Below are 24,029 nucleotides of genomic sequence, written 5' to 3' on the forward strand. Positions count from 1 at the left end.
ACCATCGGTCAAAGCATGGGGGCATCGCGGCTGGGGTTGTCTCTTTCATCGCCGATTTTTCAACGTAAAGTGCTTACTCTTTAACGATTATACTCTATTATACTCTTGTTGAGCGTTTAAGTCCCATTAGTAGAGCGGGAAGTGGGAAGTGGGTTATAGCAATGCTTGCCAAACTCCTGTTAAGGCACTAGATATTGACCGCGTGGCTGAGGCGATATAAAAAAAAGGAGCCACACCTTTTCCCTTAGATACCGATAAATTTCCCTTAGAGGTTCAACTAACAGCCCAATTTAATGGTAAAAAAAGTTTTTATCAATTAACCTATAACCATCAATCTATATTATCATATCTGGTGAGGGACAGAAGTTATCGCTTTTGAATTAGGAATGGGGAGCGGAGAACAGGGAAGAAAATTGGCGTACCTGATGACCCTGAATAAAGCTTTGACATCCTCGCCGCCGTAAAACGGACGGCGATTCCTCACCACGCCACTTTTTTAGGGTGGTCGCGTCAATGGGGTTGACGCTTCACCAAAAAACGCTTAATTGCTTAAGTCTGACTCTTTCTCCACGCCCGTTTTGAGTGTCCGGATGCCCTCCGGCCACTTTGAACAAGTCGAAAAAATCTCATGTTCAACCTTATTTCCTAGAAAGTTTTACTCGTTCAAGTCCGAATTTGAATTCTTTTCTGAACAAAACCCCCTACTATCTGTTGTCAAGGTTCAGTTTTTAGCTTGGTTATCGCTTTTTCCATTGTAGCTTAAAGCCGTCCTAAAAGGACGGGGTTTTAACCCAAATTTTCGATAAGTGTCACCGATGGGAGTGCGGGTAAGGTGAGTATTTGACTTGAGTAAGACGGCAATATATGTTACTATCACAAGGTAATCGCAGCTATCTTGAAAAAGCTGCTACTCAAAACTAGGAATGACCATGAATTATCCCAATACCGAACAAAGTAAAGCAATCCCCTTCTTTGCTCGTTTTTTATCTGTGGACCAAGACGAGGCTCCGACTCCCGATTCCCCCCCCGATTCTGAACCGGCTCCCGTTTGGACTTGGAAATGGCCTTCTGACTGGGAAGATAGTTAATTAATTTAAAGATTGCTTTCAGTAATTCAGACAGAAATAAACTACCGCCATAAGTCAAGCAGGAGTAAAATTTATGGCGGTTTTTTGTTGTATTTAGGGTTTGCTGAAAAAGTCAATTTGCCGGTGAGGGCAGCGGGGGAGCGGGGGGAGAAAGTGCTTAGTCAAGTCACAACTACTCTTCAGCAATTTCGACTTCTTTGGGAGCAACGGGTTCTTCGGCAGCAATTTCTACTTCAATAGCCTTTTTCAGGTTAAGTTTTAGAACTTGAGAAATTGGTAAACCTTCCACCTCATTGATGAGATATTCTTGAGTCTCTGTTTCACGACGTTTGAGATAGACCGTTTTAAGCAGTGCCTCAATGCCATAACCCGTAACAATGTCACCAATAATGGTAGAGATGCCTAAGACCCCAAGTCCACCAATTAGTCCCAGCGGACCGCCTAACCCAAAAAGTGCGTAAATCACAGGATAGGCAGTAGCACTGGATGCGGCAACAGCAATAATGAAAATAATGCCGGGGAGTCCCAGAGAAGCAAGTTTTTGAACAACTTCATCCAGAGAAATTCCCCAGGAGACAAGTTTTTTGTTGATTTCTGTGGGATTAATTCCGAGAAAATCATTGGGAATGGCCGTTTCAGTAGTTTCCGTCATTGATGAGACTCCTAAAATCACTAAGTTGGATTGGTTGGTCGGGATTTCAGTCATATAAAATCCATGGTAAGGCAAAAGAATACAAATCGGCTGTCTAGCAATCAGATGCCTTGCAGCATTCTACATTAGTCTTACCGTTCACACAACTTGTAGAAAATCGTCAGTTCTTAGATTAAATCCTGTTTAAAAGATAGAGGAGATTGGGGAGAAACAATTGATAAGTAGTCTTGCAAAATAAATTTCCTACTGAAGATAGGCACTCATGCAAGAGGCAAAAGGCAAAAGCTTTATCGAAATGTGTAACTAATTTTGCTTAGGTACTTAACTGGGTTTTTCAAGTTGGATTGGGAGTTAATCATAGTCTTAAAAACGGGTTTGGTATCAAATCTCAAGGCAAACTTTTAACTCTTCGGCTAAAATCTGGACATGGGGTTCTACCATAATCGAGACATGATTTCCTAGGGCGAAATGAATCTCAACTGGCTCTGTAGAAAATTCACTCCAGCCTAAAGAGGAATCCTCGCAATCTCCAGCTATTAAATCTTTATTTGGATCATCAGATAATTCCTCACTAGCCCGTATAATCGTAATTTTACCCGGATAAGTCTGTTTAGGGAGATAATCAATCAGACATAAACAGCTAGTTTTATAGGCTTGGACAATTTTTTCAAGCTGCCTAGTTTCCGCATTGGGGGGAAGCATATTAGCCAGTTTAAAAAAGTTTAAGGCGTATTTTAATTGTTCCTCCACTGTTAAGAGTTGAAGAGTTTCATAGGAAATATCGATGGTTTTATCTAAATAAACTTCGATACCTTTGCTGACTTCAGCTAACCATCGCGCATGATCCCAATTAATATAATCAAGCAAAATTTGTTTGTCTTTATAAGTGGGTGCTGAAGAATCAATGATTGCTAGTAATGCCACTTGTTGACCCTGATTAACCAACTGTTGAGCCATTTCAAAAGCCACATTACCACCGTAGGAATGTCCTCCCAAAAAGTAGGGGCCTTGGGGTTGTAAATCCTGCATGGCTTGAAGATAAATACTGGCTATATCCTCAATGCGAGTGATTTCTCCAAACTGTTGATAGAGATCATTTTCAAAACTGTAGAAAGGTTGATCTTTTCCTAAACAACGTCCTAAATGGTAAAAATAAAATGGTCGTCCCCCGGCGCCTGGAACACAGAAGAAAGGAGGCTTTGAACCCTGGGGTTGAATGGGAACCAAACAAGACTGGTTAGAGGAATCTGCATCGGTTTGGATAATGGTCGCTAACTGTTCAATAGTTGGGTTTTGAAATATTGTAGTTACGGCAATTTCCTTGCCTAACTGTTCTTTAATTTGGGTGATTAAATAAGGAGCTAAAAGGGAATGACCACCGAGGTCAAAAAAGTTATCATGCACGCTAATTTTGTCAATCTTTAGCACTTTTGACCAGATTTGCACGAGGTTTAATTCTAACTGATTACGCGCTTCAATAAATCTGTCTGAATCACTGGTATTACTAGGAGCTTTTAACGCACGACGATCAATTTTTCCGTTAGCTGTTAAAGGGAAAGACTCCAGCAGCACAAAAGCACCAGGAACCATATAACCGGGCAATTTATGGCTAAGAAATTGACGCAAATCGCCACTTGTTAGCTTTACTCCTAGCTTAGGTACAATATAGGCAACTAACTGTTTTTCCCCTGGATTGTCTTCACGAACAATCACACAGGAAGACTGTACCGCCTGATTTTGACTAAGTACGGACTCAATTTCTCCTAATTCAATACGGAAGCCGCGAATTTTTACTTGATTGTCAATCCGTCCTACATATTCAATATTACCATCGGGTAAATAACGAGCCAAGTCTCCCGTTTTATATAATTTTGACGGCTCATTGCCCCCCTTATTAAGGGGGGTTGGGGGGATCACTTCATCCTTCTCAAAAGGATTAGGAATAAATTTTTCTTGGGTTAATTCGGGACGATTGAGATAACCTTTGGCTAATCCTGCACCAGCAATATGTAATTCTCCTACTACACCAATCGGGACAGGTTGGAGATAGTTATCTAAAATGTAAACCTGTGTGTTGGAGATTGGACAACCAATGGGAATTGACTTTATTGTTGCCTCTAGTTGTTTAGGAATAGGATAGCAACAGGTAAAAGTTGTACTTTCTGTTGGTCCATATCCATTAATAATTTGCGTCAATGGCAAAGTTTCCAGTGCTTTATGAACATGAGCAACTGAAAGTGCTTCTCCACCAATTAGTAGCTGTTTAATTCCTGATAAAGCTTGGGAATTATCGTCAATAATCTTATTGAACAAAGCAGCCGTTAGCCATAAAATAGTAATGCCATGTTTGTCTATTGCATTTCTTAAACTTGTAGCGGTAGGAATATCTTCCGTAAAAATCACACATCTCGCACCATGTAATAAAGCACCCCAAATCTCAAAGGTAGAAGCGTCAAAAGCAATGGGAGCCATTTGTAAAAATCTTTGTGTTGCATCTAGATGTGCATAATTTACGCCAAACAAAAGACGATTAACGCTACGATGAATAACCTCAACACCTTTAGGTTTACCTGTAGAACCAGAAGTATAAATAACGTAGGCTAAATTAGCCGCAGAAACCGCGCTGTTAAGATTCTCCTGACTTGTCTGATTAATTTGTTGCCAATCTTTATCTAAACAGATAACAATAGCCTGATGATTTGGCAGGGAATTCTGTAAATATTCGCAGGTTAATATTATTTTAACTTGGGTATCTTGGAGCATGAAGCTAATGCGCTCTTGGGGATAATCTGGGTCAATAGGAACATAAGCTCCACCGACTTTAAGAATAGCCAATAATCCCACAATCATGTCTAAGGAACGCTCTAGACAAATCCCGACTAATTCCTCATACTTTACTCCTAATTTTTGCAGGTAATGGGCTAATTGATTAGCACGATTATTTAATTCATTGTAGGTTAATTGTTGCTGGGAACAGACCACCGCTACCGCGTCGGGTGTGCGTTTTACCTGTTCTTCAAATAACTGATGAATACATTGAGCAGAGGGATAATCTGTGTGAGTTTCGTTCCACAATGATAACAATTGATAACGTTCTTCATCACTTAACATCGATAACTCAAAAATTCCCATATTGGGATTAGCTGCAATCGCAGTTAAGAGATTCTGAAAATGTTGCCCCATTTGGTTAATGGTGGGGGCAGCAAACAAATCGGTACTATAACACCAAACTGCTTCTAAACGATCAGAAACTTCCCAAAAATTTACCTCTAAATCAAATCGCACTTTAAGCTCAACAGATAAAGGCAAACTCTCCATCTTTAAGCCAGATAAACTGGCCTCAGATTGGGGAGTATTTTGCAGTGAGAACATCACCTGTATCAAAGGATTATGACTTAAATCTCGGTTTAATTGTAATTTTTCTACTAACATTTCAAAAGGCAAATCTTGATGAGCATAAGCTGATAAAGTTGTTTGCTTTACTCGTTCTAATAACTCCAGAAAACTCGGATTTACCGACATATCACCCCTTAAAGCCAAAGTATTGGCAAAAAAGCCCATTAATTTCTCAATTGCCGAACTATTACGATTAGCGATGGGAGAACCCACCAAAACATCTAATTGACCACTATAACGAGAAATTAGGACAAAAAAAGCCGCCAGTAAAGTCATAAATAGCGTTCCTCCTGACTCCTGACTTAACCTTTTGAGGCGTTGCGTTAAGTCTTGATTCAGGCGAAAAACCTGCCCATCACCCCGGAAACTAGGAATTGGAGGACGGGGATAATCCGTCGGCAATTCTAAAATAGTAGGTGCATCTTGTAACTGTTTTTGCCAGTAATTAAGTTGACGCTCCAAAACTTCACCGGTGAGCCATTGACGTTGCCATACGGCAAAATCGGCGTATTGAATCGATAATTTAGCGAGAGGGGAAGGCAACCCCTGGACAAAGGCCGCATAAAGTTGAGATAATTCATCAAAGAAGATGCTCAAAGACCAACCATCGTAAATAATATGGTGCATCTTCAACAGCAATACATACTCTTGAGAACCCAGTTTAAGTAACTTAAATTGGACTAATGATTCCTTGGCTAGATTAAAGGGTTTTAAGGAGAAAGCAATCGCTATTTCTTGCAGATGTTCTGTTTGTTCATTCTTTGATAAATTTTGTAAATCTTCCAGGGGTAAACTTACGGTTGAAGGGGGAGCAATGCGCTGAATTGGTTGCCCTTCTACCATGGGAAAAGTAGTTCTTAAAATTTCGTGACGGCGAATCAGTTCGCTGAGACTTTGTTCTAAAGCTAATAGATTGAGGTTTCCTTCTAACCGCAAAGCTTCCAACAGATTATAGGAATGACTATCGGGAGAAAGTTGCTGCAGAAACCAGAGTCGTTGTTGAGCAAAAGAGAGGGGTAAATCCTGATCCCGTGACACGGGAATAATCTCTAAATCAACAGTATTAGTTGGGATTTTTGCCGCTCTTAAAAAGTCCAAAATTTCAGGTTTTTTGGCGGCGATTTCTTCTTTAATTTCTGGGGTCATAACCCCTTTGGGAGCCTGAAAACGAAGTTTTTCGCCTTCCAGCCATAGTTTAATCTCTAAACCCTTCAAATACGCTAAAAAATCTCCTACTTTCACTTACCAATTGCCTCCAAAGTTGTTGTTAAATTAGCTCTAAATCACGAAGGTTGCCCTGAGGATGAAAAAGTCCATCAGATTGCCATTGACTAGGATCAATATTTGTCCTTTGCCGTTTTAACTGTCTTGCTAAACTATTGATATCAGCTAAAACTTTAACTGTTTTTATAATTCACCATCCTCATAATCTTCCAAGCTTTCAGTCATAGCTGTTTCTCCCGGTGCAACGGTAAGAACTTCAATGATTTGGGCTAAATTAGCGATAGTTGGGTATTCCAGCAGATTTTGTAAAGACAATTCCACCGAGAAAAGATCGCGAGAACGAGAGATAACCTGAGTTGCTAACAAGGAATGTCCTCCCAATTCAAAGAAATTATCCTTAATCCCAATACGTTCGACTCCCAAAACTTCACTCCAAATTTGAGACATTTGAGTTTCAATCGGGGTACGAGGTGCGAGAAATCCCGTAGCTAAATTGCGTGTAGCTGTATCGGGTGTAGGCAAAGCCAGCCGATCCACTTTACCATTAGGAGTCAAAGGTAGGGTATTAAGCAAAACAAAAGCCTGGGGAACCATATAACTAGGTAGCTTTTGTTGGACAAATTCCCGCACCTGTGGCACCAACTTCTGGACTAATTTACCATATAGAGGATTATTCGTATAATCAGTCCAGGATTTGGGAATAATCGTCTCATCATCCCCAAAATTGGGGTATGGTTGTTCATCAACTTTACTTATTATCGGTTCTAAGATGGCATTCTGGCGACAGAAAACCACATCGAAAGAACCATCTTGACTACCTTCCCACCAACTGAGATGAACAGTGTAACCTAACTGTTCTCCCAGTTGCCACATTTGCTCAGGATTAATCCCTATCCCGCTATTTTTTGCTAACAATTGCCGCAATTCTCCCACCGTTTTTACCCCAGGAGGATTTTCTAAACAGTCTAAAATTTGTAGTGCCTTTTGTAATCGTTGATTGGGTACATCCCTGATACCTAAATATTCTGGTTGTTCCAGTTTTAGTTTATCTTGTAGTTGCGCTAAAGAAAACCGATCCCGCTGCCAATTTAGCCAAGAAATTGTCGTTTTTTGCCCATCAGTATCCAGATGTAAAGTAACATCATAGCGGAATTGGGTTAACTCATTGTCAGCCTGACCACGTTTCGGGGCAATTTCTACCCAAGAAATTCGCGGAAAACGTTGTTTAAGCGCGATAAAGAACTGAGGTGCAATTAACAATTCTTCTTCGGTAGCTACACTTTGATTCACCTGTTTTTGCCATTGTTCAAGGGTTTTATTAGCTTCGGCGCGAGCTAACTGTACCGCCGCATGGTAAGGCTCTAGTAAGGACAAACTACGGATATCACCTAAGAAAATCTTACCCCGATCTGCAATCGTCTTGACTGCTCCTGCGATAACTTGTAATAGATAATCGACACTAGGGAAATACTGAACAACAGAGTTAATTACTACTCGATCGAAAGTAGCTTGGGGAATGCCGGTAAAATCATCGGCTGTTCGGTGTAATAATTTTACTTTGCCCTCTAAACCCTCAATTGTGCTACATAACTGTTCTAGGTTATTAATAGTAGCAGCGGAATAATCTGCTCCCCAATATTCCTGACAATGTTTCGCCACACGGAATAGCAATAATCCACTTCCGCAACCAATTTCTAACACTCGTTGCGGTGGTTGATTTCCTAAAATTCGGCTCACTGTCTGATCAACCCATTCCTGCATTTCTGCTGCGGGAATAGCTTGTCCCGTATAACTACTATTCCAACCACTAATATTAAAAGTGGGGTCTTCAATTTGAGGTTGGGGTTTACTGTAGGATTCTTCGTAAATCTTTTGCCAATCACTAACATATTCACTCTGCCATTGAGCAAGCTGTTCAGGCAATACTTGACCCTTGAGAGCCGGAACTAAGTAGGCTACCAAATTAGTATTAAACTGGTCATGATCATGATCACTTGCCTGATCAGCGCGAGCTATCACAACCGCTTCTTGTACTAAGGGATGTTGGCTCAAAACTGCTTCAATTTCCCCTAATTCGAGGCGGAAACCCCGCACTTTAACTTGGTTGTCAATCCGTCCCAGATATTCAATCTGACCATCGGGTAAATAACGGGCTAAATCTCCCGTTTTGTATAATTTTGACGGCTGCTCTCCCCCCTTATCAAGGGGGGTTAGGGGGGGATCAAGGGAGACAAACGGGTTAGAGATAAACTTCTCGGCGGTCAATTCTGGGCGATTCAGATAACCTCTGGCTACCCCTGCTCCTCCGATATGTAATTCCCCCGGTACACCGATAGGAACCGGTTGTAAATGCGAGTCTAAAATATAAACCTGCACATGAGGAATTGGCCGACCAATAGTTATTTTTGTGTCAAAAGGCGTACATTTAGCTACCGTTGCACAAACACTTCCTTCGGTGGGTCCATAACCATTAAAGAAATTTCGTCCCTGGGACCATTTTTTCACCAATTCAGGAGAACAAGCTTCCCCGGCGACAATAATAGTTTGCAGAGAGGAAAGATTTTCCCACGGTAGTACCGCTAAAGCTGATGGCGGTAGAGTAATATGAGTAATCTTATTCTCCCGTAATTGCTTGATTAAGGGTAAACCGGGCATTAAATTTTCTTTACTTGCCAAATAAAGTCTCGCTCCCGCTCCCAAAGCCATGAGAACTTCTGAAATACAGGCATCAAAACTAAAAGAAGCAAATTGAAGCACTCGACTCTGAGAAGACACAGCAAAAGTCTGAATTTGCGCCAAAGCTAAGTTACATAACCCTTGATGTTCAACCATCACCCCTTTAGGTTTACCCGTAGAACCAGAAGTATAAATCACATTAGCTAAATTAGAAGCTGTTACCTTCCCCGTCAAATTATCCCGGTTCATTGGTTTAATTTCTTGCCAAGTTTCAGCTAAAAAGATGGTTTTGCCTCGATGATTTGGGAGTTTATCAATCAGTAAACTTTGGGTTAGTAATAAGGGTACTTGACTATCCTCTAACATAAATTGTAAGCGTTCTTGAGGATATTCCGGGTCAAGGGGTAGATAGGCAGCACCGGCTTTAAGGATGCCTATTAATGCCACAATCATGTCTAAAGAGCGCTCTACACATAAACCGACTATTACCTCGGTTTCTACACCTAAAGAGCGTAAATAGTGAGCTAGTTGATTGGCCCGACTATTTAATTCTGCATACGTCAACTGTTGATTCTCAAAGACTACTGCTACTCCATCAGGGGTACGCGCTGCTTGTTCCTCAATTAATTGATGAATACACTTGTTATAGGAGTAATCAGCTTTTGTCTCATTCCAACCCTCTAATAGTTGATACTCTTCCTCTGGGTTTAATAAGGGTAGTGAAGCTAATGATTGACGGGGATTTTCCACAATTGCCGCCAACAAAGTCTTAAAATGAGTCATCATACGGACAATAGTTTCAGCATCAAATAAATCCCTGTTATAAGAGCAAAAACCGCCTAATCCTTCTGGTGCATCCCAGAGGTAAACTTCTAGGTCAACCCTAACTGAATCAAGTCCCGATGGTATATCCTCAATGTTTAGTCCGAGTAAATCCCAGGGAGAACTAGGAGCATTCTGAAGGGCAAAAACTATCTGTGTTAAAGGATTACGATCTAAATGGCGCTCAATTTGTAATTTTTCGACTAACATCTCGAAGGGTAAATCTTGATGGTCGTAAGCGTCTTGAGTAGTTTGTCTGACTTGCGCGAGAAAATCCTCAAAGTTCGGTTCTTGAGATAAATCAAATCTTAACAATAAACTATTGACAAAAAAGCCGATTAACCCTTCAATTTCGGTGCGGTTACGGTTAGCAATTGGTGAACCAATTACCACATCTGTTTGTTGACTATAACGAGATAGTAACACAGCAAAACCCGCTAGTAATGTCATAAAGAGAGTGCTACCGGACTCTTGACTGAGTTTTTTCAGTTGTTGCGTTAGTTGACTATCTAGTTGCAGTCGCTCCGTCCCTCCGCGAAAACTTTGGATTGCTGGCCGGGGACGGTCTGTGGGAAGTTGGTGTAGTAGGGGAACCCCGGTTAATTGTTGCTTCCAGTAGCTTAATTGACGGTCTAATACTTCATTAGTTAACCATTGACGCTGCCACAGGGCAAAGTCAGCATACTGTATTGATAAAGTAGGTAAATCTGCTTTTGTACCGGTGCAGAAACTTCGATAATAGACCGATAATTCATCGATTAAAACACCTATTGACCAACCATCCGCCGCAATATGATGAATAGCTAATAATAGTACATATTCCTCTGTCTTGACTTGCCATAATTTGACTCGTAATACTGACCCTGATTCGAGATCAAAGGGTTCGGATGCTGCTGCTAATAACAGGTTTTTTACCTGTTGCTCAGAATGACTGAGGTTTTGCAGATTGACAACTGGTAAGGTGAAAGTTACATTAGGATCGATCGCTTGTATTGGTTTGTTATCTTTGAGTTTAAACTGAGTCCGTAGGGGTTCATGGCGTTGAATAATTGCCTGGAAAGCTTTTTCTAAGGCTTTAACATTGAGATTTCCGCGCAAACGCATCGTTAAATCAATAGTATAAGCCCCACTTTCTCCTTCTAATTGATTCACAAACCAGAGACGTTCCTGGGCCCAGGATAGGGGAATATCATCCTCTCGATTAACGGGGACAATTGATGGTAGCTTTAACCCTAAACCTGTTTGCAGTTCTTTTAAAATTACCGCACTTAACTGAGCAATAGTTGGAGATTCAAACAGATAACGCAAGGGTAAAACAATCTCAAAGGTTTCCTGTAATCGAGAAATAACTTGAGTTGCCAACAGAGAATGTCCACCTAATTCAAAGAAATTATCCTCAATACTGACTCGTTTTAATTTCAGTACCTCACCCCAAATCTGCCCCATTTTTTCTTCAATGGGATTACGGGGAGCTATATATTCACCTTGGCCCTGTAAATCGGGTGCAGGTAAGGCGCGTCGGTCGATTTTGCCATTGGGAGTTAAGGGGAAAGTATCAAGAAGGACAAACGCAGTTGGGACCATATAGTCGGGTAATTTTGCTCGCAAAAATTGCCGTATTTCGTTAATTGTCAGGTTGATTTCGGGTTGCGGTACAACGTAAGCAACTAAGCGTTTATCCCCTAGATTATCTTCACGAACAATCACACAAGAAGACTGTACCGCCTCATTTTGGTTGAGTAAGGCCTCAATTTCTCCTAATTCAATACGGAAGCCGCGAAGTTTTACTTGATTGTCAATCCGTCCTAAATATTCGATATTACCATCGGGTAAATAACGGGCTAAGTCTCCCGTTTTATATAATTTTGACGGCTCATTTCCCCCCTTATTAAGGGGGGTTGGGGGGATCACTTCATCCTTCTCAAAAGGATTAGGAATAAATTTTTCTTGGGTTAATTCGGGACGATTGAGATAACCCCGCGCTAATCCCATACCACCAATATGTAATTCTCCCGGAACACCAATCGGGACAGGTTGTAAATGGGAGTCTAAGATATAAACTTGGGTGTTAGTAATGGGACGACCAATAGTGATTTTTTCCGTCGCATCTGTCCATTTTTCTACCGTGGCACAAACGCTGGTTTCTGTCGGTCCATAAGCATTAAAGAAATTTCTCCCTCTAGCCCATTGTTTGATCAATTCTTCTGAACAAGCTTCTCCCCCTACAATAATAGTTTGTAACTCTGGTATTTCTTCTAGGGGCAAAGCCGCTAAGGCTGAGGGGGGTAAAGTAATATGAGTAATACCATAATCTTTTAATCGCCCCATTAATGGCAACCCAGGCATTAAAGCGTCTTTGGTGTCTAAATAAAGGGTTGCACCTGCTCCTATTGCCATGATAATTTCCCAGATAGAAGCATCAAAATTGAGGGAAGCAAACTGGAGAATGCGAGAGTTTGACTGTAAGTTAAACGTTTTAATTTGCGCTTGAGCTAGGTTAAATAGTCCCCGATGTTCCACCATTACCCCTTTAGGTTTTCCTGTAGAACCAGAGGTATAAATGAGATTAGCTAAATTATTGGCTGTTACTACTCCTGTTAGGTTATCTTGGCTGTTTTGGTTAATTTCTTCTGTGAATCTGTCTAACAAGATTAGCCGCGCTTGATGTTCGGGTAATTTATCGATTAATCCCTCTTGAGTTAGCAATAATGACAGTTGAGCATCAGCGATGGCAAATTGTAGCCGTTCACTGGGATAATCTGGGTCGAGAGGTAGATATGCACCACCCGCTTTTAATATCCCCAATAATCCCACAATCATCTCTAAGGAACGCTCTAGACAAATCCCCACTAATTCCTCTGGTTTTACTCCTAATTTCCGCAAGTAATGGGCTAATTGATTAGCTCGATTATTTAACTCATTGTAGGTTAATTGTTGCTGGGAACAGACCACCGCTATCGCGTCGGGTGTGCGTTTTACCTGTTCCTCAAATAACTGATGAATACACTTATACTCAGGATAGTCAACTTGAGTATTGTTCCACTCAATTAATAACTGATTAGTCTCACTTTCTGTCAGTAAGGGTAATTGGGAAATCCGCGCTTGAGGATTAGCCGCAATTCCCCCTAATAAGTTGAGAAAATGCCCTGATAATCGCTCAATAGTGCTACTCTCAAACAAATCAGTATTATATTCCCAGACACCTTTTAAGCCATCATCGGTGTTAACCATAGCTAAGGTTAAATCAAACTTAGCTGTGGTATTTTCCGGTGGCAAATCTGTCACCGTTAATCCCGTCATTGCAATCTCAGACTTGGGTGTATTTTGCAGGACAAAAGCGACTTGAAATAGGGGAGTATGGCTCAAATCCCGTTCCGGTTGCAACGCTTCGACTAACATTTCAAAGGGTAAGTCTTGATGCGCGTAAGCATCCATTGTCACTTCCCGAACACGGGTTAATAACTGACTAAAACTCGGATTATCTGATAAATCCGTCCGCATCACTAAAGTATTAACAAAGAAGCCGATTAAACCCTCAATTTCACCGCGATTACGGTTAGCAATGGGAGTTCCTACTAAAATATCACTTGACCCTGTATAACGATACAGTAAAGCATCAAAAGCAGCCAACAGCGTCATAAATAATGTCACCCCTTGTTGGCGACTCAATTCGGTCAAAGCTTGGCTAAGTTTGGGGGAAAGGGAAAATTCTTGCTGAGTACCGACAAAGCTTTGCACCGCAGGTCGAGGGTGGTCTGTGGGAAGAGATAATAAAGGGGGTGCAGCTGTTAGTTGATTTTGCCAGTAATTTAATTGAGTTTGCAGGACATCCCCTTGTAACCATTGTTTTTGCCAAACTGCAAAATCTGCATACTGAATCGGTAAGGGAGCTAAATTTGCGGGTTGATTCTGCACATAAGCATTATATAAGCTGGTCAATTCGTGAATAAATACTTCGATTGACCAACCATCACTAATAATGTGGTGCATACACACTAATAAGAGATGTTCCGTCTCAGATAGCACCACTAAAGTGATTCTGATTAAAGATTCTTTGGCTAAATCAAAGGGTTGAGTGGCTTGTTTTTGCTTTAATTGCTGTGTTTTTTCTGCTTGCTCCTGGATGGGTAAATCTTGTAAATCAACGACCGATATTGTCTCCCTTGTTGTTTGAATAATCTGAGTCGGTTGTCCATCAATCGTGACAAAATTAGTCCGTAATACTTTATGGCGATCACAAATTTCTCGTAAACTTTGTTCTAAGGCCTTTTGATTGAGGTTGCCTCGGAAATGCAACACCATCGGTATATTGTATAAAGCGCTATTTGGTTGCAATTGATCTAAAAACCATAAACGCTGTTGAGCAAAAGATAGAGGTAGTTCTGTATCCTTAGTTCTCGGTAAAATGGGGGGTACTGTTAGAGTGAGATTTTGCTGCTGTAATTGTCCAATAAGATGCGCTAATTCGGCTACCGTAGCTGCTGCAAATAAACTCCGCAAAGGTAGTTCTATTTTAAATAAACTCCGAACCCGGGAGACTAATTGAGTTGCGAGGAGAGAATGGCCGCCAATTTCAAAGAAATTATCATAAATTCCCACTTGCTCTATTTTGAGTATTTCTGTCCAAATTTGCACCAACATCTCTTCAATTCCATTGCGTGGTGCTACATATTGATCCCTGCGATTTCCTATTTTATCTGGTGCGGGCAAAGCGCGACGATCTACTTTACGATTAGTAGTAAGGGGTAAAGATTCCAGAAAAACAAAAGCTTGAGGAACCATATACAAAGGCAATTTACTGGACAGAAACTGACGCAGTTCACTAATCATCGGTATCCGTTCGTAATGAGCTACTATGTAGGCGACTAAATATTTATCCCCCGGAGTATCTTCCCGAATAATCACACAAGATGTTTGTACATCAATATTTTGGTTAAGTACCGCTTCAATTTCTCCTAACTCAATACGGAATCCGCGAATTTTAACTTGATTGTCAATCCGGCCAAAACATTCAATATTACCATCGGGTAAATAACGCGCTAAATCTCCCGTTTTATACAACCGATTGAAAGCTGCATTAGCAAAGGGATTGTCAATAAATTTTTCAGCAGTCAATTCGGGCCGATTCAGATAACCCCGCGCTAAACGAACACCGCATAAATGCAATTCTCCCTTAACTCCAATGGGTACAGGTTGCAGATTTTGATCTAGTATGTATGCTTTTGTGTTAGCAATGGGACGACCAATCAGCACCGAATTGATTTTTTCTGACTGATAATCTAGCAAGTCATGAACTATGGCGGTTACAGACGCTTCTGTGGGGCCATAGACGTTGATACATTGAACCCGTTTTCCGACCATTTGTCGCCAAATATTGACGGTTTCTGGTAACACTGCATCCCCTCCCACGGCGACAACCCGCAGACTGGATGGTACAGTAGCTAATGATTGGGAAACGGCGATTGCCCATTCATGCCAATAGGCAGGGGTAATATTTAAAACGGTGAGGCTTTCTTGTTCAATAAAATCGGCAAAATCAGTCAAAGTTGGGAACATTTGCCCTGGTCTTAAGACCACTGTGCCACCTTTTAACCAAGTGGGAAAAATTTCTTCGGCGGCGACATCAAAGCCAAAGGAAGCAAACTGTAAAACGCGATCAGATTCTGTTAAACCGAATACTTCACTAATGCCCCAACTATGATTAACTAAGGCCGCGTGGGTTAACATCACTCCTTTAGGTTTACCGGTTGAACCAGATGTATATAATAGGCATAGTAGATTTTCTGGTGCTACTTCACTGAAGGGATTTTCTGGACTTTGAACTGTCAAAATCTCGGCTAATTTATCTAAGACAATTATCCCCACATCTTCTACTGGCAAAGAATCGAGTAAACTTTCTTGAGTTAGCAGTAGAGAAATTTGGGCATCTTCTGCCATATAAGTCAACCGTTGCTGAGGATAATCTGGATCTAAAGTTATATAGGCTCCCCCAGCTTTGAGAACTGCTAATAATCCGACAATAACTAACAGCGACCGCTCTAGATAAATACCAACTAAAACTTCTGAATTTACTCCCAAAGATTGTAAATAATGGGCTAATTGATTCGCCTGGATATTTAATTCTTGATAGGTTAATTCTTGACCCTCAAAGACTACTGCTACTGCAGCTGGTGTTCGTGCTGCTTGTTCTTCAAATAAATGATGAATACAATGATGGAAAGGATATTCTTTTTCGGTGGCATTCCAGTCTTTTAATAATTCTTTTGCCTCGACTTCGGTTAATAATGGTAGTTGGAAAATTGGCTGCTGCGGGTTAACAACCAATGCTTCTAGCAAGGTGATAAAATTTCCTGTTAATCGCTCAATGGTACTGCGATCAAATAAATCGGTATTATATTCCCATACGCCTTTTAATTCTGCACCGGTATTCTCCATACCCAGGGTTAGATCAAATTTGGCGGTGTCATTTTCTGTGGTAAGGGGAGTGGCGGTTAATCCTGTTAGTTCTAAGGGAGACGGGGGACTATTTTGCAGCAGAAAATCCACTTGAAATAAAGGTGCGTGACTTAAATCTCGTTCAGGTTGTAGGACTTCTACTAACATTTCAAAGGGCAAATCCTGATGAGCATAGGCATCCATTGCCATCTCCCGTACTCGACCCAATAACTGATTAAAATTGGGCTTACCTGACAAGTCAATTCGCAGAACCAAAGTATTGACAAAAAAGCCGATTAAACCTTCAATTTCCCTGCGATTACGGTTAGCAATGGGACTACCAATTAAGATGTCTTCCTGTTCTGTATAACGGTAAAGTAAGACAGCATAAGCGGTTAACAGGGTCATAAATAAGGTGACACCCTGTTCCTGGGTTAATTGGGTCAGTTTTTCGGTTAATTCCCAAGAAAGGCTAAAGGGTAAATGTCCCCCAGCAAAACTTTGTTGATTGGGTCGAGGTCTATCTGTTGGTAAAGATAGGAGGGCCGGTGCGCCGGCTAACTGTTTTTGCCAGTAGTCTAGTTGCTGTTGCAATACCTCTCCCTGCAGCCATTGTCTTTGCCAAAGGGTAAAATCTCCATACTGGATAGATAGGGGATTTAGGGGCGAAGATAAACCCTGAATATAGGCATTATAGAGGGCGGTTAGTTCCTGAAGAAATACCCCCATTGACCAGCCATCACTGACAATGTGGTGCATACAGACTAATAAGAGGTGTTCCGTTTCAGATAACACCACTAAAGTGGTTCTGATTAAGGGTTCACCAGCTAAATCAAAGGGTTGAACCGCTTGATTTTGTGCTAACTCTTGGGAGGCAATTACTTTTTCACTACCAGATAAATGCTGTAAATCCACAACCGTAACTGTCCAGGTTCGTGCTTGTATAACCTGGGTAGGGATACCATCAACGGTAATAAAGTTGGTGCGTAAAGATTCATGGCGATCGCAAATTTCTTCTAAACTCTGAATTAAGATTTCTGAGTTCAGGTTTCCCTCTAAACGCAAGGCTAGGGGGATATTATAAAAAGAACTATTCGACTCAAATTCAGCCAAAAACCAAAGACGAGTCTGGGCAAAAGATAAGGGTAATTCTGCTGTTTTGTCCCTGGGTAAAATCGGCAGTTCAGTGAGTTGTTCTCGTTCCGAAATCCGTTTTATTTCCTGTGCTAATTCGGCGATTGTCGGTGCAACAAATAACTCCCGTAAGGGCATTTCTACCTGAAAAGCCTCACGGATGCGCGAAATTAGTTGAGTTGCTAATAATGAATGTCCACCCAACTCAAAGAAGTTGTCGTGAATCCCCACCTGTGCAACTTTTAATACTTTTGCCCAAATCGAGGATAATATCTCCTCAATGGGGTTACGCGGCGCAATATACTGCTCTTGGCTTTGGAATTCGGGAGCCGGTAAAGCACGGTAATTAGTCTTACCATTAGGCGTTAAGGGTAGGGATTCCAAAATGACAAAGGCACTGGGAATCATATACTCTGGTAACTTGGCTTTCAGGAATTGCCGCAGTTCAGTAACATTAAGCGAATTTTTCTCTTTTGGGGCGGAAATAATCTCTACTTGGGGAATAATATAGGCGACTAAACGTTTCTGATTTATCTCATCTTCTTGGGCAATAACAACAGCCGTTTTTACTGCATTGTGCTGATTAAGAACGGTTTCAATTTCTCCCAATTCAATGCGGAAACCCCTAATTTTTACTTGATTGTCAATCCGTCCTAAATACTCAATATTACCGTCGGGTAAATACCGACATAAATCTCCCGTTTTATATAATTTTGACGGCTCATTGCCCCCCTTATTAAGGGGGGTTGGGGGGATCACTTCATCCTTCTCAAAAGGATTAGGGATAAATTTCTCTTGAGTTAATTCTGGACGATTAAAATAACCCCGCGCTAATCCCATACCACCAATATGTAATTCTCCAGCTACCCCCACAGGAACAGGTTGTAAGAAAGCATCGAGAATATAAACCTGAGTATTACTGATGGGTCGCCCAATGGGAATATTGGTTATAGTTGGTGAAGTAAATTCGGAGAAAGTCGCCGCAATGGTTGCTTCTGTTGGTCCGTAACCATTGAATAGTCGAGGAAGAGGGGAATATTGGCCTGTAACTGTTTGCCATTGCTGTACTTTTGCCTGTTGAATGGCTTCCCCACCAATGACAATTAGTTTAATCTTTGAGAGAATTGGCAGGGTATCAGGGGTTAATTCAGAGGCTAATTGATGCCAATAGGCAGTAGGAAAACTTAAAACCGTTAATTGCCATTTTTGACAACATTGCCAAAAATACTCACTAGAGCGCAACATCTCTTCTGTTCGCAATACCAAGGTCGCACCCGATAACAAACTAACAAAGATTTCTTCAACAGAAGCATCAAAGCAGATAGAGGAAAATTGCAGAATTTGATCCTCTGAGGTAATACCATACTCTCGAATAGTAGTTAGGATATAGTTGACTACTGAACGATGTTCAATCATTACCCCTTTGGGTTGACCTGTGGAGCCGGAGGTGTAGATAATATAGGCTAAATTGTGCTGCTCAACTGCTACCAAAGGGTTAACTGTACTCTGTTTGGCGATTATTGACCAGTCTTGATCTAAACAGATAGTTGTTCCTTGAAATTGGGTAAGTTGCTCAACAAATTTAGATTGCGTCAATAAAATACTAAGTTGAGTATCTTCAAGAAGATAGGTAATTCGCTCTTGGGGATAATCAATATCTAAAGGAACGTAAGCTCCCCCAGCTTTAAGTATTCCCAGGATTCCTATTATCATCTCTAGGGAACGTTCAACAAAAATCCCGACTAAGCTATCGGATTTTACTCCCAAAGATTGTAGGTAATGGGCTAACTGATTAGCCTTACAGTTTAACTCCTCGTAGGTTAAAAATTCATCTTCTAATTTAACTGCGATCGCCTGTGGATTCTGTTTTACTTGTTGTTCAAACAACTGATGCAGACACAAATCATTTTTGTAGTCAATTTTAGTCTGATTCCAATCAAATAATAACTGATTACTCTCACTTTTTGTTAGTAAAGGTAATTGACAAATTACTTGTTCTGGATTAGCAATAATCCCAGTTAATAGGTTAACAAAATGCCCTGATAGTCGCTCAATTGTGCTTTTATCAAACAGATCTGTATTATATTCCCAAATCGCAGTTAATCCGGCTTCTTTTACCTGTATAGATAAACTTAAATCAAACTTAGCCGTCTTAAATTCCAAAGGTTGACGAGTGGCTTTTATTCCTTCTAAATCTATGCTATCTACAATTTCATTATCTAACCCAAACATCACCTGAAATAAAGGAGTATAACTCATATTCCTTTCAGGTTGTAGAGCCTCTACTAACATCTCAAAAGGTAAATCTTGATGGTCGTAAGCATCCGTTGCTGTTTCTCGTACCTGTTTTAATAACTCGCTAAAACTGGGATTTCTGGCTAAATCTGTTCTTAAGACTAAGGTATTGACAAAAAAGCCGATTAACCCAGCTAATTCACTACGAGTACGGTTAGCGATGGGAGTACCGACTAAAATGTCTGTTTGTCCTGTGTAACGATAGAGTAGAGTCTGAAATGCGGTCAGGAGGGTCATAAATAAGGTGACACCTTTTTCCCGACTCAGCTTATTTAACCCTTGACTAAGTTCTGGAGAAAGGATACATTTTATCCGATCTCCCTGAAAACTTTGTTGTAGAGGACGGGGATAATCCGTAGGTAGATGTAATAAAGCGGGTGCTGCTGCTAACTGTTTTTGCCAGTAATTTAACTGATTTTGTCGGATTTCTCCCTGTAAATATTCCCTTTGCCAAATTGCAAAATCTGCGTACTGGATTGGTAACTCTTGTAAAAGAGGTTCTAAACCTTTAGTATAGGCATTATAAAGGGTTGTCAATTCCTGTATAAATACCCCCATTGACCAACCATCAGAGACAATATGGTGCAGACAAATTAGCAAGAAATGTTCTGTGTCTGATAATTGCAGTAGGGTGGCTCTAATTAGGGAGTCATTGGCTAAATCAAAAGGTTGATGGCTGTGAATTTCTAGCCATTTTTTTATTTCCTGCTCTTCTCGATATTTTGGGCTGTCTTTCCCATTGACAAGCGTTAATTGCCAATTACTTTCCGGTTTGATTATTTGTACAGGATTTCCCTCAATAGTGGCGAAATTTGTGCGGAGGGACTCATGGCGCTGAATAATTTCTTGTAGGCTTTTTTCGAGGACATCTACCTGGAGATTTCCTGCTAAATGCAAGGCCAGGGAAATATTATAAAAGGGACTGTTTGGTTCTAATTGATCTAAGAACCATAAACGCTGTTGGGCATAAGATAGGGGTAATTCTTCAAAATTCATTTTCTTTTTCTTGGTAAAATTGCTGGAACGATGGTATCGGATTTTTCCTGTTTTAACTGTTCAATCCCTTGGGCTAATTCTGCTAGTGTGGCCGAGTTGAATAACTGACGTAGGGGAAGTTCAACTTTCAAGCGATCGCGTATCTGTGCTACTAATTTAGTGGCTAGTAGGGAATGTCCTCCCAGTTCAAAGAAGTTATCATTTATACCCACTTTCTCGACTTTTAGCACTTCTGACCAAACAGTTACTAATATATCCTCAATTGGGGTACGCGGAGCAACATATTTGTCTGATGGTTCACTACTAGATTCTGGTGGGGGTAAAGCTCGACGATCTATTTTTCCATTAGCAGTAAGGGGTAAGGCATCTAAAATAACGAAAGCATTAGGTATCATGTAACTGGGTAATTTAGCTTTCAGAAATTGCCGTATTTCGTTAATGGTAATCGTTTTTTCCGATTGTGGCACAATGTAGGCCACAAGACGCTTATCTCCTGTTGTATCATCCCTCACTATTACTACTGTTTCCCAAATCTGGGGATGAGATGCTAATAATGCTTCGATTTCCCCCAACTCAATCCGAAAACCCCGAATCTTAACTTGATTGTCAATGCGTCCTAAATATTCTAATTCTCCCTTAGGTAAATAACGGGCTAAATCTCCCGTTTTATATAATTTTGACGGCTCATTGCCCCCCTTATTAAGGGGGGTTGGGGGGATCACTTCATCCTTCTCAAAAGGACTAGAAATAAACCTTTCTTTGGTCAATTCAGGACGATTGAGATAACCTTTTGTTACTCCTGCACCCCCCACATACATCTCACCGGGTACACCAACCGGTACAAGTTGTAAATGTTGGTCTAGTAAATATACTTGTAAGTCGGGAATGGGACGACCAATCACACTAGCTGTACTATCCAAGTCGGTCATACTTAATGGTCGATAGGTGACATGAACGGTAGTTTCCGTAATTCCGTACATATTAACTAATTGGGGGCATTGGTCGCCATGGCGCTGAAACCAAGGTTGTAAACTGTTAATTTCTAAAGCTTCTCCTCCAAAAATAACTAAACGTAAGCTTAAATCGTTATCTGTTGTCGATGAACGATCCCCCCTTGATAAGGGAAAACTTCCTTTTAAGGATTCTTCAGCTTGAATTAACTGACGGAAAGCGGTAGGAGTTTGATTAAGAATTGTTACTTTTTCTTGACATAATAGCTGATAAAATGCTTCGGGGGAACGAGTTATTAAGTAGGGGACAACTACCAAGCGTCCACCATATAACAAAGCTCCCCACATTTCCCACACCGAAAAGTCAAAAGCGTAGGAATGAAATAGACTCCAGACATCTTGACTATTAAAATTATACCAAGCATCTGTAGCGGCAAATAATCGCACGACATTGGAGTGATTGACTAACACCCCTTTCGGTTTACCTGTGGAACCGGAAGTGTAGATAACATAAGCTAAGTTATCTGGAGTGACGGTGTTTTCTGGATTTGAATGGCTGTTTTCAGCAATTTTTTCCCAGTCGCTATCTAAATAAATAATCTGCGCTTGATGTTGAGGTAGAGTTTCTCCTAGCTTTTGTTGCGTTAACAGCACTGATAATTGAGCATCTTCTAACATGAAGCTTAACCGTTCAATCGGATATTCAGGGTCAAGAGGAACATAAGCACCACCCGCTTTTAATATCCCCAATAACCCCACAATCATCTCTAAAGAACGCTCAAGACAAATCCCCACTAATTGATCAGGTTTTACTCCCAAAGACTGTAAATAATGCGCTAAATGATTAGCTCGATTATTTAATTCATTGTAGGTTAATTGTTGATCTGAATATACAACTGCTACCGCTTCGGGTGTGCGTTTTACCTGCTCTTCAAATAACTGGTGAAGACACTTAGTAACTGGGTAATCAACCTGCGGATTATGACCGTCTATTAATAATTGATTTTTCTCAAATTCTGTCAGCAGAGGTAATTGAGAAACTCGCGCCTCTGGATTGGCGACCATTCCCTCCAGTAAGGTTTGAAAATGCCCCAATAGGCGAGTAATTGTCCCATCATCAAATCGGTTAGTATCATAGCTAATTCGCACCTGTAATTGCTCCCCAGGGAGCGCAATTAATGTTAGAGGATAATTAGTTTGTTGAGAAACCTGAATATTTTCTAGATAAAAACTATCATTACCTAAGACCGCAGTAGCGTCAACTGGATAATTTTCAAAAACAACTATACTGTCAAATAAAGATGCACTTCTAGGGATTTCACTCCAAGTTTGAATCTCTGCTAATGAACTATATGAGTATTGATTAGACTCAACTAACTGAGCTTGTAAATCTTTCAATAAAGTCAGTGCTGAGGTGTCCGGTTTAAGTTGGATTCGCATGGGCAAGGTATTAATAAATAATCCCACCATTGCTTCAATACCAGCAATAGATGTCTCACGACCAGATACAGTCGCACCAAATACTATGTCTGTTTCTTGGCTATAGCGAGATAGCAATAATCCCCAAGTTGCTTGCACTAAATTATTCAGTGTCAAGCGATTTTTCCTAACAAAAGACTGGCAGGCGGCTGTGGTTGAAGCGGGGAACTGAATTTGCTGTTTTTTATAGACGTTGCTATTTTTAGAATTTGATGATCTTTCTATGACCAAAGGAGTAGGAGCAGTAAAACCTTGCAGTTTTTGTTGCCAAAATTCTTCGGCTGGTTTTTGTTCCTGTTGCTGTAGCCAAGCAATATATTGGCGATAGCTGACAACAGGTTGATCAGTGCTAATCTGATTTTGAGAAATTTCTTGATAAATCTTTAAAAAATCTTTAATCACTAAAGATAAAGACCAACCATCAAGTAATAAATGATGACTACTCCAAACAAATTGATAGGTATTTTTATCCAACTTGATCAGATTTAGGCGCATTAATGGAGCTTCAGACAATTCTAGGGATTTTTGCTGATCACTCTCCAAAAAAACTGCTAATTCCTGTTCTTGCTGTTGTGCGGTTAAATGTTGCCAATCATAAGTAGCGACTCTCACAGTTACTTGTCGATACACTACTTGTACAGGTTGGCTCAATGATTCCCAAATAAAAGCTGTACGGAAAACGACATACTTTTCTACTAATCTTTGCCAAGCTTGCTCAAATATTGTTGCATCGACATTGCCCTTTAAATTACAACTGAATTGGACGAAATATACATCTGAATCTGGCTCATACAAGCTATGAAACAACATCCCCTGTTGCATCGGCGATAGGGGATAAATATCGGCTACATTTTGTCTATTTGTGCTATTCATCTGGGAGTT

General features: G+C 40.6%; 5 protein-coding genes and 1 pseudogene. 2 read left to right on the forward strand and 4 right to left on the reverse strand.

The window, feature by feature from the left end; translation table 11 throughout:
* Nucleotides 1-148: 148 nt before the first annotated feature.
* Both IM477_RS23200 and IM477_RS19045 read left to right on the forward strand, forming a co-directional pair.
* Nucleotides 149-358: pseudogene (locus tag IM477_RS23200) on the forward strand (MvdC/MvdD family ATP grasp protein); the annotation flags it as partial.
* A gap of 571 nt (nt 359-929) precedes the next feature.
* The gene (locus IM477_RS19045) at nt 930-1,088 is read left to right on the forward strand and encodes a microviridin/marinostatin family tricyclic proteinase inhibitor (RefSeq protein WP_041804430.1); all 159 of its coding nucleotides are present in this window, start codon (nt 930-932) and stop codon (nt 1,086-1,088) included.
* 172 nt (nt 1,089-1,260) lie between these two features.
* On the opposite strand, the gene IM477_RS19050 is transcribed toward IM477_RS19045, so the two are convergent.
* From IM477_RS19050 to IM477_RS19065, 4 genes are all read right to left on the reverse strand, one after another.
* Entirely contained in the window at nt 1,261-1,740 is a 480-nt protein-coding gene (locus tag IM477_RS19050) for a hypothetical protein (protein ID WP_287733083.1), read from the reverse strand.
* A 381-nt stretch (nt 1,741-2,121) separates the two neighbouring features.
* Nucleotides 2,122-6,378 (reverse strand): non-ribosomal peptide synthetase, encoded by a 4,257-nt coding sequence (locus tag IM477_RS19055; RefSeq protein ID WP_287733072.1) that lies wholly within the window; start codon nt 6,376-6,378, stop codon nt 2,122-2,124.
* A 165-nt stretch (nt 6,379-6,543) separates the two neighbouring features.
* Nucleotides 6,544-20,718, reverse strand: a complete 14,175-nt coding sequence (locus IM477_RS19060) for a non-ribosomal peptide synthetase (RefSeq protein WP_287733073.1) — start codon at nt 20,716-20,718, stop codon at nt 6,544-6,546.
* Complete coding sequence (locus tag IM477_RS19065; protein WP_287733074.1) at nt 20,715-24,020, reverse strand: non-ribosomal peptide synthetase; 3,306 nt, start codon at nt 24,018-24,020, stop codon at nt 20,715-20,717. The genes IM477_RS19060 and IM477_RS19065 overlap by 4 nt, the downstream gene beginning before the upstream one ends.
* Between the last annotated feature and the right edge of the window lie 9 nt (nt 24,021-24,029).

Origin of the sequence: Microcystis sp. M090S1, from assembly GCF_020246295.1 — a bacterium.
Classification (GTDB): domain Bacteria; phylum Cyanobacteriota; class Cyanobacteriia; order Cyanobacteriales; family Microcystaceae; genus Microcystis; species Microcystis aeruginosa.